We start from the raw sequence: 25,879 nt of genomic DNA, 5'->3' as shown, positions 1-25,879 counted from the left end.
AGCTAGAGGCTTTCTAGCGTAGTTTCCACGGCAACTGCCAATTTTCCATGCATGTCTGGCCCGTAGTGGACGCCATCCATTTCACTAACTTCAATGTAGTCGCCTGCGTTGAGGTAGGCTGTGCCGTGGCGGGTGGCGATGTCTTTGAGGAGGGCGGGGAGGGCGTTGGAGGCGGTTTCGCCGTTTGCGAATTTCTCGGTGAGGAAGCCTATTTCGCGCACGGGGGGCGGGGCGATGAGGAGGAGTTTGAAGCCGTTGTGGCGGGTCTGCATTTCTTCGGAGAGGGCGGTGGCGACCAAGCCTTCGATGTGGGCGGCGATTTCTGTGGCGGTGAGGGCGAGGTGTGTTTTGACGTCATTGGTGCCGAGCATCAACGTCATATAATCAATCGGGCCACAGCTTTGGAGGGCAATTGCGAGACCAAGGCGGCCATCCATGTGATCGCCCATATCGGTTGGATCGGGGGTGGCAGCGGTACGTCCGGGGAGGCCCGCTTCGACCAAATCCCAACCAAGGGAGGCGGCCACGCGGGTTGGCCAGCGGGTTGCCGCATCATATCGTTCACGGATATCGTCGGCATAAAGCGGGGCGGCGCCATAGGTGTTGCTGTCGCCAAAAGTAAGAAGTGTGGTCATGAGTGCCTCTAAGGATGTTGTATTTCCCACAGAGTATCAAATGCGCAAAAAAAAACACCCTGCGAAATTCGCAGAGTGTTCATTTTCATCATGGCGTGAGCCAAGAAGAATTTAGTCAACCAGTGCCAAGTTATCAGCAGAAGCGCGACCGTCACGGCCTTCTTGAAGGTCGTAGGTAACTTTTTGGTTGTCGGCAAGACCTGTGAGGCCTGCACGTTCAACAGCAGAGATGTGTACAAATACATCGGATCCGCCAGCGTCAGGTGCAACAAAGCCGAAGCCTTTAGTAGAATTAAACCATTTTACGGTGCCAGTAGCCATTTCCGTAGTCTCCTATTTTGGCCGCCCACAACATGCGGCGGTTTGGTGATCAGCCCTTGTTATAAATCGAACCGGCTGCTCAGAAGGAGATAGGCGGAAGAATAGAGTCTGTCGTCACATCATCCGTATGACGGATAATGTGGGAAATCGCAAGGGATTCCTTTGAAATCTTTGAGTTAGCATCCGTTTTTTACCAAAAAAGATTGAAACGGCCCGAAAAAGAACGGGCCGTGTAATCTTTTAGAAAGGTTTAGCCAACAGTCTTGATGTTGCCTGCGGATTCACGTCCGTCGCGACCGGCGACCAATTCGTATTCCACTTTTTGGTTGTCTGCTAGACCAGTCAGACCAGCTTGTTCAACAGCCGAGATGTGAACAAAAATGTCCGATCCGCCTGCGTCTGGTGCGATAAAGCCGAAGCCTTTAGTTGTATTGAACCACTTAACGGTGCCGGTAGCCATCCGTTTTCTCCCTAATCAATCTTACCCAATCGCGGAATTGCGGCGGGCTGTGTCGACAGGTATTTTACGGAGGTGTGCATCCCGAGGGATGCGGGTCTTCCAAAAATCTGTTAACACGTCAAAATCGTTAGCTGAATTCTCATAAAAGGCAAGAAGTTTCGGAAGTTGGGCGCGAAATTGTCGGGAAACACAGTGAAAATCGGAAAAATCGAGGGCTGAGATGAAAGTTTGGACTTTGAAGAATTGCGATACATGTCGCAAGGCTGTGAAGGAATTGGAAGCTGAATTTGGTGCTCTTGAGCGGGTGGATGTGCGGGACGATGGTGTGGCACCCGTTGATTTGGCCCGATTTTATGCGGCATTTGGCGAGGATATTTTGAACCACCGGTCAACCACATGGCGCGGACTTTCTCCTGAAGCGCGCGAAGGGAACCCTCTGACCCTTTTGGCCGCGCACCCGACCTTGATGAAACGCCCTGTGATACAACTGGATGAACGGTTGTTTTTGGGATGGGGAAAAGACGTGCAAGCGGAGTTAATGCAAAGTAAATAGCCCCACCCTAAGGTGAGGCTTGTAAGCTGGTTTTGCTTTAGAGTTTAGGCTTGGGGACGGCGACGCAGGAGAATGCGGTCAACCGAGAGGGGGCCAGCGCCCTTAATGACGAGCACAACAAGAACTGTGATCCAAAAGAGGCGCTGATCAAGGATCCCGCTGTCTGGAGCGCCATCAAACCAAGCGCCGAGGGTTCCGGGCTGGTTGATTCCGCCGTGTCCGTAGAGATCGGTAAGGCTCTGGACAAAGATAAATCCGATCATGCCAATTGCCCCAAGTCGCGTGAAAAGTCCCAGAACGATGAGTGCGGGAAGGATGAATTCCGCCCACATCCCCGCAACCGCAACCGCCCAGTAAAACCACCCGAGTTGGCTTGTATCATAGCTAACAGCCTCGGCGGCCTTGGGGAAAATCTGGGCGTAGGCCCCAGCGGAAGGCGACAAAAATCCGAAAACCCCGTCGCCGAGTTTTGTAAGGGCCGAGTTCCAGTAGTAAACCAGCAAGGTCGCCGCAAAGGTAAAGCGCGCAAGGGTTGGGAGGAGCCATGTGCCCGCAAATTTGGTCAGTAGACGAACTGCGAAGTCATATAATGTGAGGAGCGCGTGCATAAAATATCCTAAATCAGGTCAATATGGGTGATGGCCCCGCCGGCAAGAAGGGCGCCGAGGACCGTTGTGAGATCGAATTCGGGTATTGTGCTGGCCGCCTCAAAGGCAGCCCCGAAGGTCATGTTTTTGCCGAGGGTTTCGATGAAATCCGCCCCGCCAGCTGGTAGGAGAGTCGCTTCGGGGTCAAAGTCCGGACGGGTGAGCAAAACATCCTGCGCGCTGGGGGTGACAGCGGGTGCATCGGAGCGCGTATTCACTAGATAAATCGCGTGAAGCGGCCAAGGCGAGCGCAGGATTTTCACGGCGGGTGCGAGGGTGAGACGCGCCGCCATAAGCGCGTCGGGGGAGATGGATTGCAGGGTCTCGGCCGCGATGGGAGGGGCGTCCGCTGCGTGATATGAGGCGCGAAGAGCCAGTTCAAGACGTGCAACATCGGGCAGATAGGGCAGGTGCGCGACGGGTTCGAATTTGGCTAGAAAGGCAGGCATTTCAGCGCCATAGAACATCATAAGCGGGGAGCGTGGCGGGTGGGCGCGCAAGTAAACACCAGCGACAGCGTCGAAAAACTCTTGGCCGACAATGCGACATAGGACTGGAAAGGCTTGGCCTAAAGCTTCGGTGAGGGAGACCGCGACATTGTTGCGATACACCGAGAAACGCTTACCGGCGGGGGAGCCATCGGGGCCAATCAAACCTTCAGGGGGGGGCGTGTCCGGGTCGAGCAGGGCATGAATGAATTGTGTTTGAGAAACGGTCACCATCACACCGGCACCGTGTCAAGAACCGTCGCGACCCGTTGGGCTTCGGCGGCGAGGGTGGGCCAATCGGGGACATCATTGTCCCACTCGATGAGGCTGGGTTTGGCACCGCCTTTGAGCAAGGTATAGGCGTACATTTCCCACACGGGTTCGGCGACTTCACGGCCATGGCTGTCGATCAAAAGCATGTCGCCATCATCGTCACTGTCCTCCTCAAAACCCGCCAAGTGGATTTCCCCAACCAGATCAAGGGGGAAGGCATCAATGTAGGAATATGGGTCGGTTTTTTGGTTGGTGGCGGAAATAAACACGTTGTTCACATCGAATAATAAGCCGCACCCCGTGCGTTGAGCGATCTCGGCGAGGAATTCGGCTTCGGGGATTTGGCTTTCGGCGAAGGTGAGGTAATTGGACGGGTTTTCCAGCAGCATACGGTGGCGTACGGTGGATTGAACTTGATCGATATGGTGGCAAATCCGCGAAAGCGTTTCTTGAGTATAGGGCAGAGGCAAAAGGTCGTTCATGAAGCCAACATCATGAGTGGACCACGCAAGGTGTTCGGAAAAACTGGCGGGGTTAAGCCATGAAACCAGATGACGCAGGCGTTCGAGGTGGTCTGGATCAAGGGGCTTCTCGCCGCCGATCGACAGGCCGACACCATGCACAGATATTGGGAATTTTTCGGAGAGGGCACGCAGTTGGGCGATGGGGCGGCCGCCCTGACCCATGTAATTTTCTGCGTGAATTTCGAGCCATTCCACGGGGGAGGCATCGGTCATGATCGCGGAAAAATGCTGGGGTTTGTAACCAACGCCGGGGCGATTGGGGAGGGCCTCAAAACGGTGCGGGTTGGAATCGAGCACGGGAGCCTCCGGAACACAAATTATTCTAGGTAGCCTACATCAGAATTGGCTAAGAACCAAATCCGAGTAATTCGGGGAAAATGCGCCCCACCCAGACGGGTGAGGCGAATAGAATTTATGCTGGGATGTCGCGCTCAAGAGCTTCGAGGGAGCCCATGCGGCCTTCGCCTACGTCCATAGTTGCACATGTGCCGGCAGCAACGAGTTTGAAAGCGTTTCCTTGAAAATCAACTTTGGATGTACCTGCACAAGTTGTGCCTGGACCGGCTGCGCAGTCATTTGCACCAGCAAGGGAAACACCATAGCATTTTTCTTTTGCGCCATCCGCTGCAGCAGGAAGAGCGTGGGCAGAAAGTGCAGCAGCAACAGCGCCAGCAGCGGCAAGAGTTTTGAAGTGTGTAGACATTGAGATATCCTTTAAAAAACTGTCATAAAAATCGCAGCAAGCGATTGGGTAAACTCTATGCGAGCCAGGAGGGAACGGGCCACTCACATCGTCGTTATTCACTGGCGCGTGAAGTATCGCGAGGAGGCGGGTGGGAGCGTACGCGTGAAAAATCCTCTTAGTTTTAAGGGGCTGACGACAAATTGTCGCATAAGCGAAAGTTTGGAGGCGCGCGGTACTCCGCCGAATATTTCACCAATGAGGGGGCGTATTGAAACAAATCCGCCGAAATACTGGTGGAAATTGTTTTAAAATTGCGCGGCTTGAGGATTGTTACAGAAAGCGCAGGCGCCTAGGGCGATGGAAAATGGCCCGAAAACTGAAGTTTCCGAGCCATTCCTTAAATTGCGAGCGATTTAGTCGCGCAAATCGGGGGGTGTTGCTTCAACCGCGAGGTCTTCGACGACTTGATCAAGCTCTAAGACCCTTGTTTGCTTTTCACCCAAGCGGCGTAGGGTGACGGTGCGGTCTTCGACTTCTTTCTTACCGATTGCGAGGATGACGGGCACTTTGCCAAGGCTGTGTTCGCGGACCTTATAGTTGATCTTCTCGTTGCGAATGTCGGCCTCAGCGCGCACGCCACGTTTTTGCAGGGCGGCCACAGCTTCCAAGACGAACTCATCCGCATCGGATACAATAGAAGCCACAACCACTTGGCGCGGCGCAAGCCAGAAGGGGAATTTTCCTGCGTGCTCTTCGATCAAAATCCCGATGAAACGCTCAAACGAGCCCAAGGTTGCGCGGTGCAACATATAGGGCGTGTGTTTGGCACCATCTTCGCCCACGTACGTGGCGTTGAGGCGTTCAGGAATGTTTGGATCGACCTGAAGGGTGCCACATTGCCAATCACGCCCAATGGCGTCGGTCAAAACGAACTCAAGTTTCGGGCCGTAAAACGCGCCTTCGCCGGGGTTGAGTTCAAACTCGTACCCTGCTGCTTTACACGCGTTGCCTAGGGCGTCTTCAACGAGGTCCCAGCTTTCATCTGATCCGACGCGCTTTTCTGGACGGGTGGAAAGCTTGATGCGCCAGTTGTGGAAGCCCAACTCACCGTAGATTTGCGAAAGAAACTCGACGAATTTTTTGGTCTCGGATTCGATCTGGTTTTCTGTACAGAAAATATGGCCGTCGTCTTGGGTAAAGCCGCGCACGCGCATGATACCGTGCAGTGCGCCCGAAGGTTCATAACGGTTACAGGAGCCAAATTCCGCCATGCGCAGGGGCAGGTCGCGGTAGGATTTGATGCCTTGGTTGAAGATTTGTACGTGGCAAGGGCAGTTCATTGGCTTGAGCGCGTTCACAGTTTTTTCGCGTGCATGTTCCTCGTCGACTTCGACAATAAACATGTGTTCTTGATAGGCTTCCCAGTGACCGGACGCTTCCCAAAGCTTGCGGTTCACCACTTGTGGTGTGTTCACTTCGACATAGCCGTCAACATATTGCTTGCGGCGCATGTAGTCTTGCAACTCGGTGTAAACGCGCCAGCCATTTGCGTGCCAGAACACTTGGCCCGGAGCTTCTTCCTGCATGTGAAAGAGATCCATTTCGCGGCCAAGTTTGCGGTGATCGCGTTTGGCGGCTTCTTCGAGCATGTGGAGGTGCTGCTTGAGGCCGTCTTTGTTTTGGAACGCCACGCCGTAGATGCGTTGCAGCATCGCGCGGTCACTGTCGCCGCGCCAGTAGGCTCCCGCGATGGACATCAGTTTGAACGCGTCGCCCGGCACTTGACCGGTGTGTTGAAGATGTGGGCCGCGACAGAGGTCTTGCCAGTGGCCGTGCCAATACATGCGCAGGGGTTCGTCGCCCGGAATGGAGTTGATAAGCTCTACTTTGTAAGGCTCATTATTGGCCTGATAGAAATCAACAGCGCGTTCACGTTCCCAAATTTCTGTGGTCACAGGCTCGCGCTTGTTGATGATCTCTTTCATCTTTTTCTCGATGGTTTCGAGGTCTTCTGGTGTGAAGGCTTCTTCGCGGTCAAAGTCGTAATACCAGCCGTTTTTAATCACGGGGCCGATGGTGACTTTAACGTCTGGCCAAAGCTCCTGAACGGCGCGCGCCATGATGTGGGCACAGTCGTGACGGATCAGCTCAACGGCTTGTTCCTCGTCTTTCATAGTGTGGAGCGCGAGGCTTGCATCGGCGTTGATGGGCCATTGCATATCCCAATGTTGGCCGTTCACTGTCGCGGAAATGGCTTTCTTCGCGAGGGATGTGGAAATGCTCTCGGCCACCTGCGCGGGGGTAACGCCAGCATCATATTGGCGGGAATTGCCGTCGGGAAGTGTAAGGGAGATTTGGGCCATCATGGGGCTCCTCGTCAGTTTGGCGCCTACGAAACGCCCGGTTGCGGGTATATGTTCGTGCGTGTTTTGCCGCGCGGGGCGGGTAAAGTCAACGCGGATTTATGGGTAAATCTCAGGCGGGAGGCCGCGATGACAATCGGGCGTCGGCGAATTGAAAGGCTTGAAACCCATGCCCCAGAGCGGCACTGTGGCGGTCACACATCGGCAGTCATTTGGAGCCAAACATGAGCGAGCCACAGTTTCTAACCACCGACACAGGGCGTAAAATTGCCTACTACCTTACAGAGGGCAAAGGGCCCGGCGTGGTGTTCTTGGGCGGGTTCATGTCGGATATGGGCGGCACCAAGGCAGTGTACCTTGAGGATTGGGCCAAAAAAACAGGCCGCGCCTTTTTGCGGTTTGATTATTCGGGGCATGGCGAAAGTTCGGGCGCATTTACGGACGGAAGCATCGGCGAATGGGCCGCAGACGCACAGGCCGCCATTCGCACATTGACGGAAGGGCCACAGATCTTGGTTGGTTCATCTATGGGGGGCTGGATGGCGCTTCTTGTGGCGCGCGCGATGCCCGAAAAAGTCGCCGGACTGGTGGGAATTGCCGCTGCGCCCGATTTTACCGAGGATAGCATGTGGGGCGGTTTTGACGTGGCACAAAAGGCGGAAATGGCCGAAACGGGGCAGGTTGCCTTGCCCAGTGACTATGACGATGGGCCGTATATTATCACTCGAAAGCTGATCGAGGATGGGCGCGAGAACCTCGTGCTGCGCAACTCGCTTTCACTTCCGTTTCCCACGCGATTTTTGCAAGGCACAGCGGATGTAGATGTGGATACTTCGGTGGCGATGCGGTTGTTGGAACATGTTGAGGGCGGTGATGTCCGCCTGACGCTGGTCAAGGGGGCCGATCACCGCTTCTCGACGCCTGAATGCCTAAACCTGATAACAAAGACCTGTGAGAAGGTCATCGCACGGGCGAAATTTTGAAAGGCTGAAATAATGGACCAACGAGTAAGTTTGATAACGCTTGGTGTGGCCGATATGGATGCGTCGGCCGCGTTTTATGAGGGGTTGGGTTGGACGCGGGTGGAAAGTCCGGATGGGGTCATTGCATTTGACCTGATTGGCCAGACGCTTGGGTTGTATCCGAGGGCGGCTTTGGCCGATGATCTCGGCATTCCGGTTGCGGATGTCGGCGGTTTTAGCGGGGTGACATTCGGCCATAATGTGCCCCAAAAAGAAGATGTCGCGCCGTTATTGGAACGGGCAAAACAGGCCGGTGGGACGGTGTTAAAGCCCGCAGTTGATGTGTTTTGGGGCGGACACCACGGGTTTTTCGCCGATCCAGACGGGCATGTGTGGGAAATTGCGCATAACCCGTTTTCACCGCTGGGGCCAAAGGGCGAATTCCAATGGAACGGCGTGAAATAGATGCGTAAACCCGCGAGCATGCGAGGGCTTGAGGCCTTTGGGCGCACGCGGCTGTCGAAGTATTTCTTCATGCGCGATTTTCTGTATTCGGAAATTGGCGCGGTGCACGGGTTTTCAAATATTCCCGACGATCCGGAACTTGCGATTGCGGCAGGGCGTGCGCTTTGTACGCAACTGCTTGATCCGCTTCAGGAAACCTTCGGCGCAATTTCTGTGCGGTCAGGGTTTCGGGCGGCGGATTTGAACCGGTTTGGCAATGAGAACGCGCTGAACTGCGCCAGAAATGACGTGGATTTTGGCGGGCATATTTGGGACAGGAAAGATCCACGCGGCGCCATGGGAGCCTGTGCGTGCATCGTGATTCCGTGGTTTGCGGACCGATATGAAAAGGGGCGGGATTGGCATGATCTGGCGTGGTGGTTGCACGATCATTTGCCCTATTCCGAAATACGGTTTTTTCCAAAACTCGCGGCGTTCAATCTTACGTTTAGCGAGGTGCCAAAGCGGGATATTCGCGGGTGGATTGGCGGGAATTCTGTTGTTCTGCGCGCGGGGGATGCGCCATCTGAGGAGCAAGCGGTGCGCGCAGCACGGTATTTTGATTTCCCGAAATTTCGCGGGCTAGATTTGCCGGATTAGGCTTTGAGTTTGGTCACTGTTGCAGACTTTTGCGCAGGTTTCTCAGCAGCTTTTGGCGTTTCGGGTTTCGCATTCGCATCGATGAAATCAAGGACAAGCGGGCGGATATTGTTGCGCCAGCTTTTGCCTGCAAAAATACCAAAGTGTCCCGCGCCAGGTTCAAGGTGGCTAGCTTTCTTGCTATCAGGCAGGCCGGTCAACAAGTCGAGCGCGGCCACGCATTGGCCCGGTGCCGAAATATCGTCGTTTGCCCCCTCGACGGTTTTGACCGCAACCGAAGTGATTTTTCCGATATCGATGGGCGTACCGTTAACAACGAACTGATTCTTGGCAATTTCGCCGTCTTTGAAAATCCGCTCGACAGTCGAGAGGTAGAACTCGGCTGTCATGTCCATCACGGCAAGATATTCGTCATAGAAACGGTTGTGCGCATCATGGTCGCCGGCTTCGCCTTTTGAGACGCGGGTGATTTGATTTTTGAAAGCTTCTGAGTGGCGCTCGCTGTTCATCGATACAAAAGACGCGAGTTGCAGTAGGCCCGGATAGACCATGCGCCCGACGCCCTTGAATTTAAATCCAACGCGTTGAATTGCGGTTTTTTCGAGTTGGCCCATTGTGACGCGGCGACCAAAGTCGGTAACGTCGGTTGCAGCGGCATCGGGGTCGATTGGCCCACCGATAAGCGTCAGGGTACGGGGTTGTGCGGACGGATCGAGCTCCGCGAGGTAGGCTGTCGCAGCGAGCGCTAGGGGCGCGGGTTGACAAACGGCAATCACATTGGCTTCTGGTCCAATTTCTCGCATAAAGTCAACGAGGTATAGGGTGTAATCTTCAATATCAAACTTGCCTTCGGAGACGGGAATGTCCCGCGCATTGTGCCAGTCGGTGATATAGATTTCTGCGTCTGGAAGAAGGCTCGCGACGGTGCTGCGCAAAAGGGTTGCGTAGTGGCCCGACATCGGAGCAACCAACAAAATTTTGCGCGCCTTTTCGGGGCGACCTTGCACGTTAAACTTAATCAGATCGCCAAAAGGACGCGAGACAACGGATTCAACTGAGACCAAATGATCGCATCCGTCCTCGGCAGGAATCGAATGAATGCCCCAGTCTGGCTTGACCGCCATACGGGCGAAACTACGCTCTGTGACGTCGCCCCATGCGCCGATCCATTGCAAAAACGGGTTGGGAACAAGGCCCATGGCAGGGAAGGCAGCGACGGCTTTTGCAGATGCGCCAAACCACTCGTTGGTATTGCGCATTGTTTCCATCATGTCATAAGTGGCCATATACCGCATATTCGCTCCTTCACAGCGCTGATTTCTCAGGCTAAGCTTGATTTGTGCTGCACGCGCGTCCTGCACTATGCTGCACTTGCAGAAAGATTAGGGTAGAAAAAATCATATGACAACCAATCAGAACGATTCCGACGAAAAATCCTCAGATTCAAACGGAAATGTGACATCTGAACGTCTGTCAGAGAATCTGGCTAAGGTGGAGGCGCTTTCGGCGCGCCTTGTCGCCGCCCTTTCGAAAAAACGTAAAATTGATCCCAACCTCCAAGGCCCAAGTAGCGACCTCTTCATGAAGGCCGCTGCCGCTTATATGGCCGAAATGGTAAATAATCCGTCAAAAATGGTCGAACATCAGGTTGCCTATTGGGGGAAGTCGCTTAAGCATTACGTGGATGCGCAGCATACTTTAGGCGAAGGTAAAATTGAGGCGCCCAAAGATTCTGGGCCTACCGATCGTCGATTTGCAGACCCCGCGTGGGATACGCATCCGTATTTCAATTATATTAAGCAACAATATTTGATGGGCAGCGATGCTGTTTCGCAGGCCGTGGCGGACCTTGACGGGCTAGATCCGTCAGATAAAAAGCGAGTCGATTACTTTAGTCGCCAGATTGTGGATATGTTTTCGCCCAATAATTTTCTTGGGACAAACCCGACGGCGCTGGCCAAAGCAGCCGAGACCGAGGGGCAATCCTTGGTGGATGGGTTGGAAAATCTCGTACGCGATATTGAAGCTAATGATGGCGAGCTTTTGGTAACCTTGGCCGATAAAAAGGCCTTTAAAGTTGGTGAAAATCTTGGGACGAGCAAGGGATCGGTCGTCTTTCGCAATCGCATGTTTGAACTTGTGCAATACGCCCCCCAAACCGAAACCGTCTATAAGACTCCGTTGATTATCTTTCCGCCATGGATCAATAAATTCTATATTTTGGACCTCAAGACCCAGAATAGCTTGATAAATTGGATTACAGAACAAGGGTTTACCCTGTTTGTCGTCTCTTGGGTCAACCCGAACGCTTCCTATAAGGATGTGGGATTGGCGGATTATGTGAATGAGGGGTACCTTGAGGCCATCGCGACGGTCAAAAAGATTACCAAGGAAAAGAGCGTCAATGTTGTGGGCTATTGCATTGCCGGAACGACTTTGTCGCTAACACTTTCGAAGATGAAAAAGGCGGGGGACAAATCGATAAAATCAGCGACCTTCTTTACCACGCTAACGGATTTCTCGGATCAGGGCGAAGTTGGCGTGTTTTTGGACGAAGGCTTTGTTGGTGGGATTGAACGCGAAGTTGCTGAGACGGGTGTTTTGGACTCGCTCTTCATGTCTAAGACCTTTTCGTATTTGCGCTCCAATGACCTGATCTATGCGCCCGCTATCCGGAATTATATGATGGGGGAGGCGCCGCCAGCGTTTGACCTTCTCTATTGGAACGGCGACGGAACGAACCTTCCGGGCCAGATGACGGTCGAATATCTGCGTAACCTTTGTCAAGAAAATCACTTCGCGCGCGGAATCTATGAAATGGAGGGCGAGGTGCTCTCGATTAAAGATGTGGACGTGCCCGTTTGTGCTATCGCCTGTGAAACCGACCATATCGCGGCTTGGACTTCCTCGTATCGCGGCGTGAGTCAGTTCCAGAGTAAATCCAAAACCTTTATTCTGTCTGAAAGTGGCCATATCGCTGGGATCGTGAATCCGCCTAGCAAGAAAAAATACGGCCATTATACCAATGAGGACATGACGCTTACCGCAGATGCGTGGAAAGAAGGCGCAGAGTTTCATGAGGGCTCATGGTGGGAACGATGGGGAAAATGGCTGTCTGAACACTCAGGCGGGCAGGTTCCGGCGCGAATTCCCGGTGATTCGGGCTATCCAGAGCTTTGCCCTGCTCCTGGAACCTATGTTTTGGCACCAATAAGTGATTGATTTATAAGGGTATTGAATAATAATGCTGCGATGCAGCATAAATAGCTTGAAATGCCGCGCTGCAGTATGCATATTGTTTGTACAAGAGAAATTCAGCGGAACTTTCCGCCTGCACTTAGGAGCGAACACATGACACAAGCACAAGATTTCACCAAGATCATGCAAGACATGGTTGGCGCATTCCCAGTAGACACAACTGCATTTGAAGGCGCGTTCAAAAATTCCGCCGCCCTTGGCGACAAAATGTCCAAAGTAGCTTTGACAGCTGCTGAGAAATCTAACGAGATTTCCACAAAATGGACAAAAGAAACACTCGCGAAACTGTCCGCAGTTTCCGCAGTTAAAACTGAGCCAGCTGATTATAGCAAAGCATTGACAGAATTCGCTTCTTCAACTGCTGAAATGGCTTCTGAAAACTTGGCCGCTTTCGCTGAAATTGCGAAAAAAGTTCAAGCTGAAACCGTTGAACTGATGCTTGCTGCTGGCAAAGACATCACTGAAGAAACAAACGCTGCTGTTAACAAAGCAACCGCAGACGTTACGAAAGCTGCAAAAGCGGCCACGAAGTAATTTGAGGTTCTAACCGCGGGTCTCCTCCCTCCCTCCCTCCCGCGCTTCCTCTTAAGGCGAGATCCTCTCGGGTCTCGCCTTTCTTTTTGTTGCTTTCCTTCTGCGCATGCGCAATCCTTCTGCATTGCAGAAGAAGGGGATCCCTGTGAGCGAAGCCGAAAAAACACTACTTATCAAACGTTATGCCAGCCGCCGTCTTTATAATACCGAGACCAGCGATTACGTCACTCTTGACGACATCGCGGGCTTTATCCGCACAGGGCGTGAGGTCCAGATTATTGACCTAAAAAGCGGCGACGATCTGACACGGCAATATCTTTTACAGATTATTGCGGAGAGAGAAAGCCGTGGTGACAATGTATTGCCCGTCAATGTCCTCATGGATTTGGTGCGTAGCTATACAAATCAAGCAGGCAGCGTTGTCCCTGACTTTCTCTCTGCGAGCTTTGAAATGCTCCGCGAGAGCCAGACCAAAGTTATGGGCGGCTTTCCCAGTCCTTTGGCCGGCATCCCCGGTCTTGACGCGCTAAAGGCGCAACAGGAAGCATTTTTGAAGACCATGACCGGCGGATGGACCGCGCCTACATCGGAGCAGCCTGCCTCAAAAGACACCGCGAGTAGCGATAGTGATCTGGCTGACATCAAGAAACAGTTGGCGGAACTGCAAAGTAAGCTGTCAAAAATGAGTTAAGCCGATTGGCTCTGCGGTAGAAATACGCTCATTCTACCGCAAAAAAACCCAGTTTCCAGCGAGTCACGCGTCAGCGAATGATCTGGGGTCTGAACTGAAATTTGCGTCGGACTTCTTGTGGTAAATGGCGGTTGAGATATTTACTGATTGCCCCATAAATCCCAATCACAACAAACGTCAAAAGCACGTAGTACATGGCAAGGATCGGATAGGGGACGAACGGGTTAAACGTTTTGTCCGCAAAATAACTGGCGTAATACAGCGCGTCGCCGCGTTGCTGCCATGCCGGAAAGCCCGAGAAATAGACCAAGGTTGTGGCGTGGAAGAGGAAGATCGCCTCGTTGGTGTAAGCGGGCCACGAGAGGCGCAGCATGGTGGGGAAAATCACCCGCCGGAATTTCTTCCAACCGGTTAAACCGTAGGCATCGGCAGCCTCGATTTCCCCCTTGGGAATAGAGTTCAGCGCACCATAGAAGATTTCCGCAGTGTAGGCCGTTGTGTTGAGGAAAAGCACCAGCAATGCCCCGAGCCAAGCCTTTGTTAACATGCGGGTTTCGAGCGTAATCTCGACGAATCCTAGGTTGAGGTCGATGCCGAGTTTGGGCAGGAGCACGAAGGTCTCATACGCCAAAAAGAACTGAATAAACAGGGGTGAGCCGCGAAAGATAAAGATGAAAATCTCGGCGGGACGGCGCAGAATCCAGCGATGTGAGCTTTTGGCCATGGCCACGGCTGTGGCGGCAAAGAAGCCAAAGATGAGGGCGAGGACGCCGAAATAGATGTTCCAAATCATACCCGAACCAATCAACGTGAATTGATCACACAGAGTGAAGTCGGTTTTGGGCAGAAGCCGTTCACCGTATCCGAGGGAGCGCAGGCCGTAGTTTTGGATGGTTTCGAGGCAACTCATGCCGTGGCCTCGCGTCGCTGGGCTTCGCCGCCTGCGGTTGCCTGACCACGGGAAAGTTTACGCGTCAATTTGGCAAAGGCGATTTCGCTCACTTTGGTTAGTGTGAGGTAGAAGACCATCAAACCAAGGAAATACCAAATGCGCCAATCTGGATGCGGATAGTCGAAGGCATTGGTTTTGTGGCCCCCCATTTCGCGGGCCCAAAAGACGATGTCATGAATGCCTAAAAGGAACAAAAGTGGCGTGGCTTTTACAAGGATCAACCAAAGATTGGAGAGGCCAGGCAGCGCGAAAATCCACATTTGCGGCACAAGAATGCGCCAGAAACTTTGGCGGTGCGACATACCGTAAGCTTCGGCTGTTTCCATTTGGGCACGGGGGACGGCTTGCATCGCGCCATAGAGAACGTTGGCCGCAAAGGCGCCGAACACGATCGCAAAGGTAAAAACCGCGATTGAGAAACTGTAGGTTTCATGGACCCATTGGGCCGAGGAGGAGAGGGGCATTTTGGCATCGGGGCAGACAAGGAAATCACTGCCCTGACGAATGGCGTCGGTCCATTCGGGGCATTTTACCTTGTGGCGCGTCCATTCGACAGCTTGGTCAAGGGCGATGACAAAGAACATAAAGAACGCAATATCAGGAACCCCGCGCACGACGGAGGTGTAACTTTTTCCAAACCAGCGCAGAGGGGCGATGTGGCTACGGGATGCTGTCGCGCCCAAGAAACCAAAAAATAAGGCAACGGGTGCGGTCACGGCCAGCAAGAAGAGGACCGTTAAAAACGAACTGTAAAACGCGAAATGTTTTCCTGTCGTGAGATAGCACGACAGCCATGTCAGGCCTTCGAGGGCGGACGGATCGGAGCAATATGAAAAGATCGGACAGTCCCCTGAGTGGTTTGGCCAAAAGGAAAACGCGCGCCTTTTTTCAAGGCGCGCGTTGACTATTAAGGTTTAGAATACTTGGGCGTCTGCGCCGAACCATTCGGTGATCAAAGCGTTCAACGTGCCGTCAGCTTTCATAGAATCGATGGCTGTGTTGAATTTTGCTTTAAGTTCTGTGTCGCTTTTGCGCATGCCGATGCCGATGCCGCCGCCCAAACCAACGGGTTCACCAACGATAAGCATATCGCCACCGCTTTCCGCCGCGATGGGATAAAGGTAGTCGCCGTCTGCGAAGACTGCGTCTGCTTCACCATTTTTGACTGCAGCGACGGTTTCGTCTGGAGTTGCGAATTCAACCAAGATTGCACCGGATTCTGCAATGTAACCTGCTTGAATTGTTGCGGCTTGTGCAGCAACAACACCAGATGTTAGGTCAACATCTGCGGATAAAGCGAGGTAAGCGGAAGCCGCTGGTGGCGTGTAGTTTTGCGAGAAATCAATGACTTCTTTACGCTCGTCCGTGATGGACATGCCTGCAATGATTGTGTCGTAGTTGCCGGAGTTGAGGTTTGTGATGATGCTGTCCCAATCGTTTTGGACCCATTCACATGTCAATTCGGCACGTTTGCAGAGTTCATTGCCCAAGACGATTTCATATCCGTCGAGATCGCCATTATCGTTGACGAAGTTGTAGGGAGGGTAGGCACCCTCTGTGCCCATGCGAACGGTGTCAGCGAAGGCAACGCTCGTTGTAAAAACTAAAGCTGCGGTCGAAAGAAGGATATTTTTCATTTTAGTCTCCGTGAGGTGTAATTACGTAAGTCTTCCGCCAACGGGGAACCAACGCTTGGTACGCGCATTCTTGGTTCCGTCGTTGAGAAACTGGGTTATGCCCGAAGGGCCGAAATTTAGGGCGATTTTGGAATCAAACTCTAATGGGCGATTCACAAATGTGAGCGCAACAAGGGCACTAGGTGCAGGCATTATGCACTCACCGTTGCGCTGAGAAATTGTTGCAAACGAGCGGTTTTAGGAGCGGTGAAAAGGGTCGACGGCGGGCCTTGCTCTTCGATGATTCCCTGATGCAAAAACACGACGTGGTCCGAAACATCATTCGCCAACCGCATGTCGTGCGTAACCAATATCATCGTGCGGCCTTCGTTTGCCAAGTCTTTGATGACTTTTACAACTTCTTGCTCCAGCTCTGGATCAAGGGCACTTGTCGGCTCGTCGAACAGGAGGGCTTTGGGCTGCATACACAACGCACGCGCGATGGCGGCGCGTTGTTGCTGACCACCAGAAAGTTGCGCAGGATAGGCATCACATTTGTCGCCAATCCCCACTTTTGCCAACAGGTCGCGCGCGCGCAACTCAACCGCCTCACGGTCCTCTCCGAGGACGGTAACAGGGGCTTCCATCACGTTTTGCAGGATGCTCATATGCGCCCACAGATTGAACTGTTGAAAAACCATCGACAGATTGGTGCGAATGCGCGTGACCTGTGCGCGGTCAGCGGGGTGACGCCCCAAACCTTGGCCGCGCCAAGAAATAGGCTCGCCTTCAAAAAGGATATCCCCACTTTGGCTATCTTCTAACAGGTTCGCACACCGTAAAAGGGTAGACTTTCCTGACCCAGAAGAGCCAATCAGCGACACAACATCCCCACGGTTCGCCAAGATGTCCACACCCTTAAGGACTTCCAGCGGCCCATAGGATTTATGCAGGTTGCGGATTTCTATCACAGGAGTTTGTGTGTCGTTTGTTTTAGGTTTTGTCACGGTATTCCAGCTGTTTGGATTTGATTCATTATTAGGAAGGATATTCCTTAAAATTGCAAACAGAAAGGACGATTGACGTAAGGGAACGCAATTTGGTGCGAAACGCCCAATTGTCGGGGGCGCCTCGGTCCAGGAAATTGGGGATTATTGATTGGATAAAACACGTTGACGACAGCGCGCACTGTCCATGTCCGTGATACCCAGTAGGTTTGCGAGCAAACGCATGAGTGTGTCTTCGTATGTATTGCGGACACCATCGGCCAAAACCACTTCCCATAGAGCCTCGATAACGGCCTCGCGCTCGTCGTGTGGCACCGAATCCTTGATCGAGCGGGTAAAGCGGACGGTGTCGGGGGCCGACTTCTCAAAGACTTCGGCTTCCTGACGCAACTCGGTGGTTTGCTCGGGGGTGAGCTCGTAGCGTTTTGCCAAAATACGGTCGATGCGGGCGATTTCTGTGTGGGAATAATCGCCATCGGTGCGTGCTATGCGCACAAGCAACCCCGCAATTGCAATGCGGTCGTCGAGTTTTTGTGGCTCTGCTTCAGGGGCAAAAAGAGAAAATATTTTATCAATCATTTTAGTTATGTTGCTTCCTTTAGGGAGGTTTTAGCAAAGGCAACGCCGTTCGCCGCGACATAGGATTTGTAACCTTCCGGATCGCCCACATCTACATGCGCGATCCAGTATCCTTTGAGACTGTCTGTCATATGTCCCCCCCAATTTTTGGTAGGTTAGGCATTTCACCACCGTTAGACCAGACGCGAATTGTCCTTGGCAGCTTTTACGAAGCCTTCAAAAAGCGGGTGCGGCGCGAAGGGTTTGGATTTTAGTTCGGGGTGGTATTGCACGCCGATGAACCACGGGTGATCTTTCCACTCGACGATTTCGGGCAGTTTCCCGTCTGGACTCATGCCCGAGAACTGAAGGCCGACGGCCTCCAATTGTTCCCGATAGCGCACATCGACTTCATAGCGGTGGCGATGGCGCTCCTCGATGCTGGTCGTGCCATAGACTTCTGCGACTTTGGAGCCTTCTTTCAAAGTGGCCGTGTAGGCGCCCAATCGCATTGTGCCGCCCTTGTCATCAGACAGTCTACGCGCGATTTTATGGTTGCCCTGCACCCATTCCTTGAGGTGGTAAACCACGGGAGTGAAACGTTTTTCACCGGATTCTTGGTCGAACTCTTCGGAGCCCGCATCGGTGAGGTGGGCCACATTGCGTGCAGCTTCAATGACCGCCATTTGCATGCCCAAACAGATCCCGAGATAGGGGATTTTACGGGTGCGTGCAAATTCGGCCGCTTTTATTTTGCCTTCGGTTCCACGTTCGCCAAAGCCACCGGGAACGAGGATTGCGTGAAACCCTTCGAGGTAGGGGGCGGCGTCGGTTGTGTCGAAAATTTCTGCATCGACCCACTCGATTTTCACCTTCACGCGGTTGGCCATGCCACCATGTACAAGAGCTTCGGCGATGGATTTATATGCGTCCTCAAGTTGGGTATACTTGCCGACAATCGCGATTTTCACTTCGCCTTCGGGGTTGAAGGCGCGGTCTGCGACATCAACCCAGCGGGTGAGGTCGAGCGCCGGTGCGGGGTCGATGCCAAAAGCATCAAGGACCGCCGTGTCGAGGCCTTCGCGGTGATAGGCGAGGGGGGCTTCGTAGATCGATTTGAGGTCGTATGCTGCGATCACTTTGTCTTTGCGGACGTTACAGAAAAGCCCGATTTTTTCGCGCTCTTTTTCTGGGATGGGTTGTTCGGAACGACAGACAAGCACGTCTGGGGCGATCCCGATGCTGCGCAATTCTTTGACGCTGTGTTGCGTGGGTTTGGTTTTCAGCTCGCCCGACGCGGCAAGGTACGGCAACAGGGTGAGGTGCATGAAAATACACTCGCCGCGCGGCTTGTCTTGGGCAAATTGACGGATTGCTTCAAAGAAAGGCAAGCCTTCGATGTCGCCCACAGTCCCACCAATTTCGCAAAGCATGAAATCGACTTCATTTTCGCCAATATGAAGGAATTCTTTGATCTCATTGGTCACGTGCGGGATGACCTGAATGGTTTTACCCAAATAATCGCCGCGGCGTTCTTTTTCCAACACAGTGGAATAAACACGCCCAGAGGAGATGGAATCCGTATTACGCGCAGCGACGCCGGTGAAGCGTTCGTAGTGGCCCAAATCAAGGTCCGTTTCGGCGCCATCATCGGTCACAAAAACTTCGCCATGCTCAAATGGGCTCATGGTTCCGGGGTCTACGTTGAGGTAAGGGTCGAGCTTACGTAGGCGAACAGTATAACCACGGCCTTGCAACAAAGCACCAAGAGCCGCCGAAGCCAAACCCTTGCCAAGTGAAGACACAACGCCACCAGTAATGAAAATATAACGAGCCATGTGGCGAACGTCTCCCGTGAGTGTTTTAACTGAGATGAAAACGGCGCAAAAAAGCGCAGCATCACGGGAGTTGAGTTATAACGGATTCTCAAGGAAACCGCAACCCAATCGCAAGATGCTGCGGAGCATTTCTGCTCGTTCTCAATTTATAGTAGCTTATTCGGCGGCGGGGGGTGTAAGCGTTTCGTCGCCAGATGACGGCGGCAGCAAAGAGTCACCTTCACCAAGTGAGGAAGCCGGAGCTTCAATCGGCGCAGGGGCCTTTCCACCAACGCGATCCAAAACCGACCCGGCACCAGCATTTTGTGCTGCAATTACAGTCAAGGTGATCGACGTCATGATGAATCCGCCCGCCAAAACCCAAGTGACTTTGCCAAGGGCTGTCCCGCCGGAGCGCCCCGAGGTGCCCCCGTTGCCGCCACCGCCAATACCCAAGCCGCCCCCTTCGGAACGTTGGATTAGAACGATGCCGATCAATGACAACGCAAGAAGTAGGTGGATGACAAGAACGATATTTTCCATGAAGCAGCCTCGCTTGAGATTTGGAGTTATTTAGGCGGCTTTTCCCGTGCTCGCAACCCTATTCGTTGAAAGCCCTTGGTCGGCCCCGTGAAATCCTCGCGGGTGTTGCTGCATTTCTAGGGGATTCTGCAAAAGAAGTACCCCTGTCTTGTGCTTTGGGGGGTAAACGGTGTTTTAGAGGTTCCCTGTAAGTCCATAGCAAGTTATACGGGCGCGGGTTTTCCAATCACCGGGATAGAATAATGGCAAATGTAGTCGTCGTAGGCGCTCAATGGGGCGACGAAGGAAAAGGCAAGATTGTTGACTGGCTTAGCGAACGCGCAGATGTAATTGCGCGCTTCCAAGGCGGTCACAATGCGGGTCACACCCTCGTTATTGACGGGAAGGTCTATAAACTGTCGCTTCTCCCATCGGGAATTGTTCGGGGTGGCAAACTCTCTGTGATTGGCAACGGGGTTGTTCTTGATCCTTGGCACCTCATCGAAGAGATCGACAAGCTGAGGGCGCAGGGCGTCGAGATTTCACCTGAAAACTTGATGATTGCCGAAAATACCCCTCTGATTCTTCCAGTTCACGGCGAACTGGATCGTGCGCGCGAAGGCCACAATACGGTCGCCAAAATTGGCACGACGGGGCGCGGAATTGGCCCTGCATATGAAGATAAGGTTGGACGTCGTGCCATTCGTGTTGCCGATTTGGCAGACGAGGCCACTCTTGAAACGCGCGTGGATCGTTTGCTTCAGCACCATGACGCGCTGCGTCGCGGCATGGGGCTTCCTGAGGTTGATCGGGCTGATTTGCTCGCGAAACTCAAAGAAATCGCCGAGCATGTTCTGCCTTATGCGGCTCCTGTTTGGAAAATTCTTAACGAGAAACGCAAAGCAGGAAAACGTATCTTGTTCGAAGGCGCACAAGGCGCGTTGCTCGATATCGATTTTGGCACTTACCCCTTTGTGACGTCATCTAATGTGATCGCGGGTCAAGCCGCGACAGGGACGGGCGTCGGACCGGGTGCAATCGACTATGTGCTTGGAATCGTTAAGGCATATACAACCCGTGTGGGCGAAGGCCCGTTTCCTGCAGAGCTGGATGACGCGGATGGCCAACGGCTTGGTGAGCGCGGCCATGAATTTGGGACGGTCACAGGACGCAAGCGGCGTTGCGGTTGGTTTGATGCGGTTTTGGTTCGGCAAACCTGCGCCACGTCTGGAGTGTCCGGCATCGCGTTTACCAAGCTCGACGTGCTTGACGGGTTTGAAGAACTCAAAATTTGTGTGGGGTATGAACTCGACGGGAAGCGGGTGGACTATTTGCCAACTGCCGCCGATCATCAAGCTCGCGTCACGCCGATTTACGAAACAATGCCGGGTTGGAGCGAGAGCACAGAAGGGGCGCGCAGCTGGAACGACCTTCCAGCGGCCGCGATCAAGTATGTGCGTCGCGTTGAAGAGTTGATTGAGTGCCCTGTGGCCATCCTCTCAACCAGCCCAGAGCGCGAAGACACCATCCTTGTCACTGACCCATTTGAGGATTGAGCATGGCATTGAGTTATAAAGCCCGTCGGCGGTGGTCGCTGTTTGCACTCCTTGTGGGGCTCCCAGCGTATATCATCGTTGCGGTTAGTGTTATTGGTCTGTTTGATCGGCCTCCGTTCTGGTTGGAGCTGGTGATCTATGTGTTCCTTGGGGTTATTTGGGCGTTTCCGCTTAAGGCCATCTTTAAGGGCATCGGTCAGGCAGATCCGGACGCTTAGAAAAGAGCGAGCCCAATGAGGTAAGAATCAAAAAAGGCGGCCCAATGGCCGCCCTTTTTGTTTTGTGACGCTGATACTACTCGCCAGCAATACGTGCTTCTGGGTTGAACCGAGTCGACTGCGCGATTTTGAATTGCCCGCGTTTTACTTTTTCGATTTTACCTTGACGCAAGAGGAGGCCAAAGGAACGCAGACCTTCTTCGCGTGAGACACCTTGGTCTTCCGCGAACTGCAAAGCACGACGCATGATGTCGGGACGTGTGAAATGCTCTTTTCCTTCGACAAAGGATGCGTAGGCTGCTGCTGCTTCTAGCAAGTCTGGCAATTCAATTGCGCCAACGCGCTCGGCGAATTCCGCGAAGGATTTGCTTTCCTCAAGATGCTTCGCCGTTTTCGAATTTGCGCGTCCGCCTTCCGACAGGTCTTCGTTCACATCTCGCAATTCGAGCGCCGATTTGCCTACGCGACGTGGCCGTACTGCTGGCCCATCGTGCAGGTCAATGCGTTGCTCAGACACCAAGACCAAAGGTGCGGGGCGATCATCTTTGCTGCTGCCCGCACGACGCTCGGCACGGTTCGGACGAACAACTTCGGCCAAATCTTTACGGTAGGCACCTGTATCGTCGGATTTTGGTTTCGAACCGCCCAAAATCCTCCGATCGGCAACTGTTGCTGCAACCGCCGCTTTAAGATGCGCGATGGCCGAACGACGCCGAGTTCCATCGCTCTCGGCAAACTTCGAATCGCTCTCCTCCATGAGGCGGTTCACATTGTCTTCGTCTGCTTGCTTGCTCAACGAATGATATTGTGTCACCTCGGGGAGAGGTTCAAGCGTGGGGATGTCGTCTGGTGTTTCATTTGTTACAGCCGCAAGTTCGGCCATCAATTCTGCTTCATCTTCCGCCGATAGAATCGACTCTTCAGCCGTTTCATTTGCATCGTCGGTGTCATCGTCAGTAAAAGCATTCTCTTGAGGTGACGCGGAGACGTCGAGGAATTCTTCAACGGCGTCCTCCTCCAAGGCTTGCTCCAAGTCAGTCTTTTTAACATGAATGACGCGTGCGCGTGCGCGTGCTAGAACATTGGATACGCTGCCTTTTGGCGTGCGAGTTGATTCTTCTGTGCTGCTTTCTACCGATGCAGTATCAGGTGCTTCGTCTTGAAGCGCGTCCTGAGGAGCATCGAGCTTGGCCAAATCCGCAAGGTCTTCGTCTCTCTGGGCCTCGGACAAAACGTTTTCTGTTTCCAAACGGGACTCAAGGCTTCCTTCGAAAGTATCGTCCTCTTGGTCTTGGTGTGTGCCTTCTTTGATCGCGCCATCACTATGCGATGTCGAATCGTCTTGGGATATTGTGCCCAAGATGGACGTGATATCCGTTGCGGCGAGGGGCTCATCCCCTTGCTCATTGGTATATTCGTCAATGCTGGCGACAGTTTCAGAAGGTTCAGACTGGGCCATGAAAGCACCAACACTTGCAAGCACTGCCGCATCGTCGTCGCTTGTGGATTCAACGTCCATTGAAACAGCTTCAGGCTCAGAAACATCGACTGAATTTTCCGTCGTGAATTCAAGTTCTTCTTCTGCATCGTTTTCGAGGGAAACCGCCAATTCGGGCATGTCTTCAAGGGTGTCTTCGAAGACATCAGAAACAACAATGTCGGCGTCCTTGACGAGGTCTGCTGTCGGCTCTTCGTCGGTGTCTTCAATTGTTATTTCTAATACTGCTTCAACGACTTGCGAGTCTTCGAATGACTCTTGGGTCGCTTGCTCGTCTGCCACTGGCGCTACTTTAGGCGCAGAAGGGAGGACGATTTCAGCGTCATCTTCAATGTCTTGAAAGGCGCTTGCGATTGGCTTGAAAAGGTCTTCGCTGTTTGCGTCTTCGATGACTTCTGCCGGAGCGTTTGTTGGGGCGCGTGATACGGCGGCCCGAATGCGTTGCAGCTTTGCGGCGACGGATTCTGATCCATCAATTGCTGCTGCCATCACAAAAGGTGCCGTTTTTTGCGTGAGTTGAACTGCAACCGGAGCGGGCATTTTTACCGTTTGGTTGAGGGGGGCGGTGGGATGCGCTTGAGGCGTCTCAGAAACGGGGGCGCTTTCTTTCGTGAATGTAGGGTCTTGCTCGCCCTCTGCCTCACTTTTGCGTAGCACAACGCCGTTGTCGCCAATTTGCGCCTGAACACGACTGCGAACTTCACGTTCTGCAATGCGAGCCAGCATTTCCACGTCTGGAGCGGGGGGTTCCGCACCAAAATAACGGTCTTCTGCCGCTAGGGTCTTAAAATATTCCGCGATGGCCTTCATCGTGGAGAACGAATCGTCGAAACCTTCAAGTGTGCAAGAGAAGGTTCCGTAAGATACGGTCAGGATTTTGCTTTCGCTTATCATGATACTGCTCGCTTTCTCTCTTACTCTGCAACTATATGTTTACCACGTTGCCGATCACACAATTGTTCGGAACTACGTTATTATACGTATCATTTCTGGGCCTAAATATGGCGTGTTTCCAAGAATAAGGCAAAATCACCATGTTTCATCCCATTGTTTCCAAATCTACACCGATCACTTTGCTTGGTGGAGGAGAGGTTACCTCAGACACCCTTTCAGAAGCCCTAACCCGTGCGCCAATTTTAGTGGCATGTGATGGCGGGGCCAAATTTGCGTTAGAAAACAACGTGCAACCCGTGGCTGTTATTGGGGATATGGATTCAATTGACGCGGCTTCAAGAGAGAAAATCGGCGCAGAACGACTGTTTTTAGTAACGGAACAGGACACAACCGACTTTGAAAAAGCACTTTTACGGTGCGAGGCGCCCATTATGCTAGGGGTTGGGTTTACAGGAGCGCGGTTGGACCACGAACTCGCGGCGTTTAATGCTTTGGTTCATCATGATTCGAAAACTGTCATCCTTTTGGGCGGCGAGGATGTGGTTTTCCGCGCTCCCAAGTCGTTGCGGATTGACCTCCCAATTGGATCACGGTTTTCTCTCTTTCCTATGGGGCATGTGCGCGGCACATCCGAGGGGCTTCGCTGGCCAATCAATGGGCTTGAGTTTGAACCTGGTGGGCGGATTGGCACATCGAATGAGGTTTCCGGTCCTGTATCCCTCACGTTTGATGCGCCCCATATGCTTGTAATTTTGCCGCGTTCTGCCCTTAAGGTGGCTATGGACGCGCTTTATTCTGCGGCTTGAAGCGCGGACGCGAGGCGGCTCTCTCGATAGATAATGTAAAGGCCGCTGGCGATGACGATCGTAATTCCCAGTGCCGCGACCCCGTTGGGGAGATCGTTGAACAGTAAGTAACCGTAAACCGTTGCGATTGGAATTTCGAGATATTGCATGGGAGCAAGGGTTGAGGAAGGTGCAAACCGCAACGACCACGTCATCAAAAGATGCGCAACGGTACCAATGCCCCCCATTAGAACAATGATGCCCCATTGGTTGTTCACCGAGGTTGTGATTTGAAAATCCGTCCAGCCGAAATGCGCGCCTACAAACCAAAGCGGCACAACAAGCGCGACACCCACGATGCCGTTGAACGCCTGAAGCGCCATCGGATCGACCTCGCGGGAAATGACGCGGGTAATAATCATGAAAACGGCAAAGGCAAAGGCCACCCCAATGGGCAGGAGCGCGGTCATCCCCACAAGCGCAAAGCTGGGTTGGATCACCAACATCGTGCCAAAGAAAGCAACGCCCGCCGCCAAAATCCGCCGTGGCCCAACTGTTTCGTTAAGAAAGAACCAGCCTAGAAACATCATGATGATCGGCATGATAAAAACAATCGCCAGTGTTTCCGCCAAAGGGATATACCGCAGGGCAATAAAGAGCATGATGGTAGACGCAATGTGCAGAGAGGTACGCAGGAACGTAAAGCCCAAGACGCGGGGCGAGGCCCGCATATCCGTCCGCGCAAACAGGACAATAGGCACAACAATCAGGCTTTGGATAATAAAGCGATAGGCCACAAGCTCAATGACGCCATTCGATCCACCCAGCAGTTTTGCCATAGCGTCGCCCAACGGCGCAAGAATGCAAAAGCCGATGATGAGGAGGATTCCAAGGAGGGGACGATCTTGAGACATGGACGAACTCTAGGTGTTCGCCGTGCCCCTGACCAGCGGATTTG

30 protein-coding genes are annotated in these 25,879 nt (G+C 53.1%); 10 read left to right on the top strand and 20 right to left on the bottom strand.

The genetic code is table 11. The annotated features are described in order from the left end of the window. Positions 1 to 2: 2 nt before the first annotated feature. The 3 genes from AB9F27_RS06875 to AB9F27_RS06865 all read right to left on the bottom strand — a co-directional run bounded on the left by AB9F27_RS06875 (position 3) and on the right by AB9F27_RS06865 (position 1,416). Positions 3 to 635 (bottom strand): GDSL-type esterase/lipase family protein, encoded by a 633-nt coding sequence (locus tag AB9F27_RS06875; RefSeq protein WP_335586281.1) that lies wholly within the window; start codon positions 633 to 635, stop codon positions 3 to 5. A 111-nt stretch (positions 636 to 746) separates the two neighbouring features. Further along, the gene (locus AB9F27_RS06870; RefSeq protein WP_039000949.1) at positions 747 to 956 is read right to left on the bottom strand and encodes a cold-shock protein; all 210 of its coding nucleotides are present in this window, start codon (positions 954 to 956) and stop codon (positions 747 to 749) included. A 250-nt stretch (positions 957 to 1,206) separates the two neighbouring features. After that, complete coding sequence (locus AB9F27_RS06865; protein WP_039000950.1) at positions 1,207 to 1,416, bottom strand: cold-shock protein; 210 nt, start codon at positions 1,414 to 1,416, stop codon at positions 1,207 to 1,209. A gap of 220 nt (positions 1,417 to 1,636) precedes the next feature. Between AB9F27_RS06865 and AB9F27_RS06860 the strand changes: the two genes are divergently transcribed. Then, positions 1,637 to 1,969 (top strand): ArsC/Spx/MgsR family protein, encoded by a 333-nt coding sequence (locus tag AB9F27_RS06860; protein WP_335586282.1) that lies wholly within the window; start codon positions 1,637 to 1,639, stop codon positions 1,967 to 1,969. A 44-nt stretch (positions 1,970 to 2,013) separates the two neighbouring features. On the opposite strand, the gene AB9F27_RS06855 is transcribed toward AB9F27_RS06860, so the two are convergent. The 5 genes from AB9F27_RS06855 to thrS all read right to left on the bottom strand — a co-directional run bounded on the left by AB9F27_RS06855 (position 2,014) and on the right by thrS (position 6,949). Next, positions 2,014 to 2,577, bottom strand: a complete 564-nt coding sequence (locus AB9F27_RS06855; protein WP_335586283.1) for a DoxX family protein — start codon at positions 2,575 to 2,577, stop codon at positions 2,014 to 2,016. Between the two features lie 8 nt (positions 2,578 to 2,585). Next, positions 2,586 to 3,338 (bottom strand): DNA-binding domain-containing protein, encoded by a 753-nt coding sequence (locus tag AB9F27_RS06850; protein WP_335586284.1) that lies wholly within the window; start codon positions 3,336 to 3,338, stop codon positions 2,586 to 2,588. After that, positions 3,338 to 4,198 carry a DUF692 domain-containing protein gene (locus tag AB9F27_RS06845; protein ID WP_335586285.1) on the bottom strand — a complete coding sequence of 287 codons (861 nt, stop codon included), beginning with the start codon at positions 4,196 to 4,198 and terminating at the stop codon, positions 3,338 to 3,340. The genes AB9F27_RS06850 and AB9F27_RS06845 overlap by 1 nt, the downstream gene beginning before the upstream one ends. A 115-nt stretch (positions 4,199 to 4,313) precedes the next feature. Beyond that, positions 4,314 to 4,604 (bottom strand): DUF2282 domain-containing protein, encoded by a 291-nt coding sequence (locus tag AB9F27_RS06840; RefSeq protein WP_335586286.1) that lies wholly within the window; start codon positions 4,602 to 4,604, stop codon positions 4,314 to 4,316. A 395-nt stretch (positions 4,605 to 4,999) separates the two neighbouring features. Next, positions 5,000 to 6,949, bottom strand: coding sequence for a threonine--tRNA ligase (gene thrS / locus AB9F27_RS06835; protein ID WP_335586287.1), 1,950 nt, complete (start codon positions 6,947 to 6,949; stop codon positions 5,000 to 5,002). Between the two features lie 224 nt (positions 6,950 to 7,173). On the opposite strand from thrS, the gene AB9F27_RS06830 reads away from it, so the two are divergent. The 3 genes from AB9F27_RS06830 to AB9F27_RS06820 are packed head-to-tail and all read left to right on the top strand — an operon-like array spanning position 7,174 to position 9,015. After that, a complete protein-coding gene (locus AB9F27_RS06830; protein ID WP_335586288.1) occupies positions 7,174 to 7,932 on the top strand; it encodes an alpha/beta hydrolase in 759 nt (252 codons plus the stop codon). Positions 7,933 to 7,944: 12 nt separating this feature from the next. After that, a complete protein-coding gene (locus AB9F27_RS06825; protein WP_335586289.1) occupies positions 7,945 to 8,376 on the top strand; it encodes a VOC family protein in 432 nt (143 codons plus the stop codon). Next, positions 8,377 to 9,015, top strand: coding sequence for a hypothetical protein (locus AB9F27_RS06820; protein ID WP_335586290.1), 639 nt, complete (start codon positions 8,377 to 8,379; stop codon positions 9,013 to 9,015). It abuts the gene before it with no gap. Here the strand turns inward: AB9F27_RS06820 and phaZ are convergent. Then, the gene (phaZ, locus tag AB9F27_RS06815) at positions 9,012 to 10,310 is read right to left on the bottom strand and encodes a polyhydroxyalkanoate depolymerase (protein ID WP_369757622.1); all 1,299 of its coding nucleotides are present in this window, start codon (positions 10,308 to 10,310) and stop codon (positions 9,012 to 9,014) included. The two genes, AB9F27_RS06820 and phaZ, sit on opposite strands and share 4 nt — an antisense overlap. A gap of 106 nt (positions 10,311 to 10,416) precedes the next feature. Here phaZ and AB9F27_RS06810 point away from each other — a divergent pair, with 106 nt between their 5' ends. The 3 genes from AB9F27_RS06810 to phaR all read left to right on the top strand — a co-directional run bounded on the left by AB9F27_RS06810 (position 10,417) and on the right by phaR (position 13,498). Next, positions 10,417 to 12,237, top strand: coding sequence for a class I poly(R)-hydroxyalkanoic acid synthase (locus tag AB9F27_RS06810; RefSeq protein WP_335585843.1), 1,821 nt, complete (start codon positions 10,417 to 10,419; stop codon positions 12,235 to 12,237). 129 nt (positions 12,238 to 12,366) lie between these two features. Then, entirely contained in the window at positions 12,367 to 12,807 is a 441-nt protein-coding gene (locus AB9F27_RS06805) for a phasin family protein (RefSeq protein WP_039000961.1), read from the top strand. 145 nt (positions 12,808 to 12,952) lie between these two features. Further along, complete coding sequence (gene phaR, locus AB9F27_RS06800) at positions 12,953 to 13,498, top strand: polyhydroxyalkanoate synthesis repressor PhaR (RefSeq protein WP_335585842.1); 546 nt, start codon at positions 12,953 to 12,955, stop codon at positions 13,496 to 13,498. 70 nt (positions 13,499 to 13,568) lie between these two features. Here the strand turns inward: phaR and AB9F27_RS06795 are convergent, their stop codons facing one another. The 9 genes from AB9F27_RS06795 to secG form a co-directional block, all read right to left on the bottom strand. Then, positions 13,569 to 14,408, bottom strand: a complete 840-nt coding sequence (locus AB9F27_RS06795; RefSeq protein ID WP_335585841.1) for an amino acid ABC transporter permease — start codon at positions 14,406 to 14,408, stop codon at positions 13,569 to 13,571. Beyond that, entirely contained in the window at positions 14,405 to 15,289 is an 885-nt protein-coding gene (locus AB9F27_RS06790) for an ABC transporter permease subunit (protein ID WP_335585847.1), read from the bottom strand. The genes AB9F27_RS06795 and AB9F27_RS06790 overlap by 4 nt, the downstream gene beginning before the upstream one ends. Before the next feature lie 75 nt (positions 15,290 to 15,364). Beyond that, positions 15,365 to 16,087: a transporter substrate-binding domain-containing protein gene (locus tag AB9F27_RS06785; RefSeq protein ID WP_335585840.1), complete on the bottom strand. Its 723-nt coding sequence runs from the start codon at positions 16,085 to 16,087 to the stop codon at positions 15,365 to 15,367. Positions 16,088 to 16,108: 21 nt separating this feature from the next. Further along, a complete protein-coding gene (locus AB9F27_RS06780) occupies positions 16,109 to 16,279 on the bottom strand; it encodes a hypothetical protein (protein ID WP_335585839.1) in 171 nt (56 codons plus the stop codon). Continuing rightward, entirely contained in the window at positions 16,279 to 17,073 is a 795-nt protein-coding gene (locus tag AB9F27_RS06775; RefSeq protein WP_039003331.1) for an ABC transporter ATP-binding protein, read from the bottom strand. The genes AB9F27_RS06780 and AB9F27_RS06775 overlap by 1 nt, the downstream gene beginning before the upstream one ends. 144 nt (positions 17,074 to 17,217) lie before the next feature. After that, on the bottom strand, positions 17,218 to 17,652 hold the full coding sequence (locus tag AB9F27_RS06770; protein WP_335585838.1) for a TerB family tellurite resistance protein: 435 nt from the start codon (positions 17,650 to 17,652) through the stop codon (positions 17,218 to 17,220). A 5-nt stretch (positions 17,653 to 17,657) separates the two neighbouring features. Next, positions 17,658 to 17,783: a DUF1330 domain-containing protein gene (locus AB9F27_RS06765; RefSeq protein ID WP_335585837.1), complete on the bottom strand. Its 126-nt coding sequence runs from the start codon at positions 17,781 to 17,783 to the stop codon at positions 17,658 to 17,660. 42 nt (positions 17,784 to 17,825) lie between these two features. Beyond that, entirely contained in the window at positions 17,826 to 19,469 is a 1,644-nt protein-coding gene (locus tag AB9F27_RS06760; protein WP_369754383.1) for a CTP synthase, read from the bottom strand. Positions 19,470 to 19,625: 156 nt separating this feature from the next. Continuing rightward, on the bottom strand, positions 19,626 to 19,991 hold the full coding sequence (gene secG, locus AB9F27_RS06755; RefSeq protein ID WP_335585835.1) for a preprotein translocase subunit SecG: 366 nt from the start codon (positions 19,989 to 19,991) through the stop codon (positions 19,626 to 19,628). A gap of 242 nt (positions 19,992 to 20,233) precedes the next feature. Between secG and AB9F27_RS06750 the strand changes: the two genes are divergently transcribed. Both AB9F27_RS06750 and AB9F27_RS06745 read left to right on the top strand, forming a co-directional pair. After that, positions 20,234 to 21,526 (top strand): adenylosuccinate synthase, encoded by a 1,293-nt coding sequence (locus AB9F27_RS06750; protein ID WP_039003326.1) that lies wholly within the window; start codon positions 20,234 to 20,236, stop codon positions 21,524 to 21,526. Positions 21,527 to 21,528: 2 nt separating this feature from the next. Then, positions 21,529 to 21,744: a DUF2842 domain-containing protein gene (locus tag AB9F27_RS06745; RefSeq protein WP_039003325.1), complete on the top strand. Its 216-nt coding sequence runs from the start codon at positions 21,529 to 21,531 to the stop codon at positions 21,742 to 21,744. A 76-nt stretch (positions 21,745 to 21,820) separates the two neighbouring features. On the opposite strand, the gene AB9F27_RS06740 is transcribed toward AB9F27_RS06745, so the two are convergent. After that, on the bottom strand, positions 21,821 to 24,136 hold the full coding sequence (locus tag AB9F27_RS06740) for a hypothetical protein (RefSeq protein WP_335585834.1): 2,316 nt from the start codon (positions 24,134 to 24,136) through the stop codon (positions 21,821 to 21,823). Positions 24,137 to 24,276: 140 nt separating this feature from the next. On the opposite strand from AB9F27_RS06740, the gene AB9F27_RS06735 reads away from it, so the two are divergent. Beyond that, entirely contained in the window at positions 24,277 to 24,942 is a 666-nt protein-coding gene (locus tag AB9F27_RS06735) for a thiamine diphosphokinase (protein ID WP_335585833.1), read from the top strand. Here the strand turns inward: AB9F27_RS06735 and AB9F27_RS06730 are convergent. Continuing rightward, positions 24,927 to 25,835, bottom strand: a complete 909-nt coding sequence (locus AB9F27_RS06730; protein ID WP_335585832.1) for a DMT family transporter — start codon at positions 25,833 to 25,835, stop codon at positions 24,927 to 24,929. The two genes, AB9F27_RS06735 and AB9F27_RS06730, sit on opposite strands and share 16 nt — an antisense overlap. Positions 25,836 to 25,879: the final 44 nt, after the last annotated feature.

Source organism: Falsihalocynthiibacter sp. CO-5D18 (assembly GCF_041205445.1).
Taxonomy (GTDB): domain Bacteria; phylum Pseudomonadota; class Alphaproteobacteria; order Rhodobacterales; family Rhodobacteraceae; genus Falsihalocynthiibacter; species Falsihalocynthiibacter arcticus.
This window is presented reverse-complemented; position numbering and strand designations above follow the sequence as displayed.

What these genes read in the sequence shown, in the direction of transcription:
- AB9F27_RS06875 (WP_335586281.1), bottom strand. Translation starts at nt 635, where the DNA reads ATGACCACACTTCTTACTTTTGGCGACAGCAACACCTATGGCGCCGCC.
- AB9F27_RS06870 (WP_039000949.1), bottom strand. Translation starts at nt 956, where the DNA reads ATGGCTACTGGCACCGTAAAATGGTTTAATTCTACTAAAGGCTTCGGC.
- AB9F27_RS06865 (WP_039000950.1), bottom strand. Translation starts at nt 1,416, where the DNA reads ATGGCTACCGGCACCGTTAAGTGGTTCAATACAACTAAAGGCTTCGGC.
- AB9F27_RS06860 (WP_335586282.1), top strand. Translation starts at nt 1,637, where the DNA reads ATGAAAGTTTGGACTTTGAAGAATTGCGATACATGTCGCAAGGCTGTG.
- AB9F27_RS06855 (WP_335586283.1), bottom strand. Translation starts at nt 2,577, where the DNA reads ATGCACGCGCTCCTCACATTATATGACTTCGCAGTTCGTCTACTGACC.
- AB9F27_RS06850 (WP_335586284.1), bottom strand. Translation starts at nt 3,338, where the DNA reads ATGGTGACCGTTTCTCAAACACAATTCATTCATGCCCTGCTCGACCCG.
- AB9F27_RS06840 (WP_335586286.1), bottom strand. Translation starts at nt 4,604, where the DNA reads ATGTCTACACACTTCAAAACTCTTGCCGCTGCTGGCGCTGTTGCTGCT.
- thrS (WP_335586287.1), bottom strand. Translation starts at nt 6,949, where the DNA reads ATGGCCCAAATCTCCCTTACACTTCCCGACGGCAATTCCCGCCAATAT.
- AB9F27_RS06830 (WP_335586288.1), top strand. Translation starts at nt 7,174, where the DNA reads ATGAGCGAGCCACAGTTTCTAACCACCGACACAGGGCGTAAAATTGCC.
- AB9F27_RS06825 (WP_335586289.1), top strand. Translation starts at nt 7,945, where the DNA reads ATGGACCAACGAGTAAGTTTGATAACGCTTGGTGTGGCCGATATGGAT.
- AB9F27_RS06820 (WP_335586290.1), top strand. Translation starts at nt 8,377, where the DNA reads ATGCGTAAACCCGCGAGCATGCGAGGGCTTGAGGCCTTTGGGCGCACG.
- phaZ (WP_369757622.1), bottom strand. Translation starts at nt 10,310, where the DNA reads ATGCGGTATATGGCCACTTATGACATGATGGAAACAATGCGCAATACC.
- AB9F27_RS06810 (WP_335585843.1), top strand. Translation starts at nt 10,417, where the DNA reads ATGACAACCAATCAGAACGATTCCGACGAAAAATCCTCAGATTCAAAC.
- AB9F27_RS06805 (WP_039000961.1), top strand. Translation starts at nt 12,367, where the DNA reads ATGACACAAGCACAAGATTTCACCAAGATCATGCAAGACATGGTTGGC.
- AB9F27_RS06795 (WP_335585841.1), bottom strand. Translation starts at nt 14,408, where the DNA reads ATGAGTTGCCTCGAAACCATCCAAAACTACGGCCTGCGCTCCCTCGGA.
- AB9F27_RS06785 (WP_335585840.1), bottom strand. Translation starts at nt 16,087, where the DNA reads ATGAAAAATATCCTTCTTTCGACCGCAGCTTTAGTTTTTACAACGAGC.
- AB9F27_RS06780 (WP_335585839.1), bottom strand. Translation starts at nt 16,279, where the DNA reads ATGCCTGCACCTAGTGCCCTTGTTGCGCTCACATTTGTGAATCGCCCA.
- AB9F27_RS06770 (WP_335585838.1), bottom strand. Translation starts at nt 17,652, where the DNA reads ATGATTGATAAAATATTTTCTCTTTTTGCCCCTGAAGCAGAGCCACAA.
- AB9F27_RS06765 (WP_335585837.1), bottom strand. Translation starts at nt 17,783, where the DNA reads ATGACAGACAGTCTCAAAGGATACTGGATCGCGCATGTAGATGTGGGC.
- AB9F27_RS06760 (WP_369754383.1), bottom strand. Translation starts at nt 19,469, where the DNA reads ATGGCTCGTTATATTTTCATTACTGGTGGCGTTGTGTCTTCACTTGGC.
- secG (WP_335585835.1), bottom strand. Translation starts at nt 19,991, where the DNA reads ATGGAAAATATCGTTCTTGTCATCCACCTACTTCTTGCGTTGTCATTG.
- AB9F27_RS06750 (WP_039003326.1), top strand. Translation starts at nt 20,234, where the DNA reads ATGGCAAATGTAGTCGTCGTAGGCGCTCAATGGGGCGACGAAGGAAAA.
- AB9F27_RS06745 (WP_039003325.1), top strand. Translation starts at nt 21,529, where the DNA reads ATGGCATTGAGTTATAAAGCCCGTCGGCGGTGGTCGCTGTTTGCACTC.
- AB9F27_RS06740 (WP_335585834.1), bottom strand. Translation starts at nt 24,136, where the DNA reads ATGATAAGCGAAAGCAAAATCCTGACCGTATCTTACGGAACCTTCTCT.
- AB9F27_RS06735 (WP_335585833.1), top strand. Translation starts at nt 24,277, where the DNA reads ATGTTTCATCCCATTGTTTCCAAATCTACACCGATCACTTTGCTTGGT.
- AB9F27_RS06730 (WP_335585832.1), bottom strand. Translation starts at nt 25,835, where the DNA reads ATGTCTCAAGATCGTCCCCTCCTTGGAATCCTCCTCATCATCGGCTTT.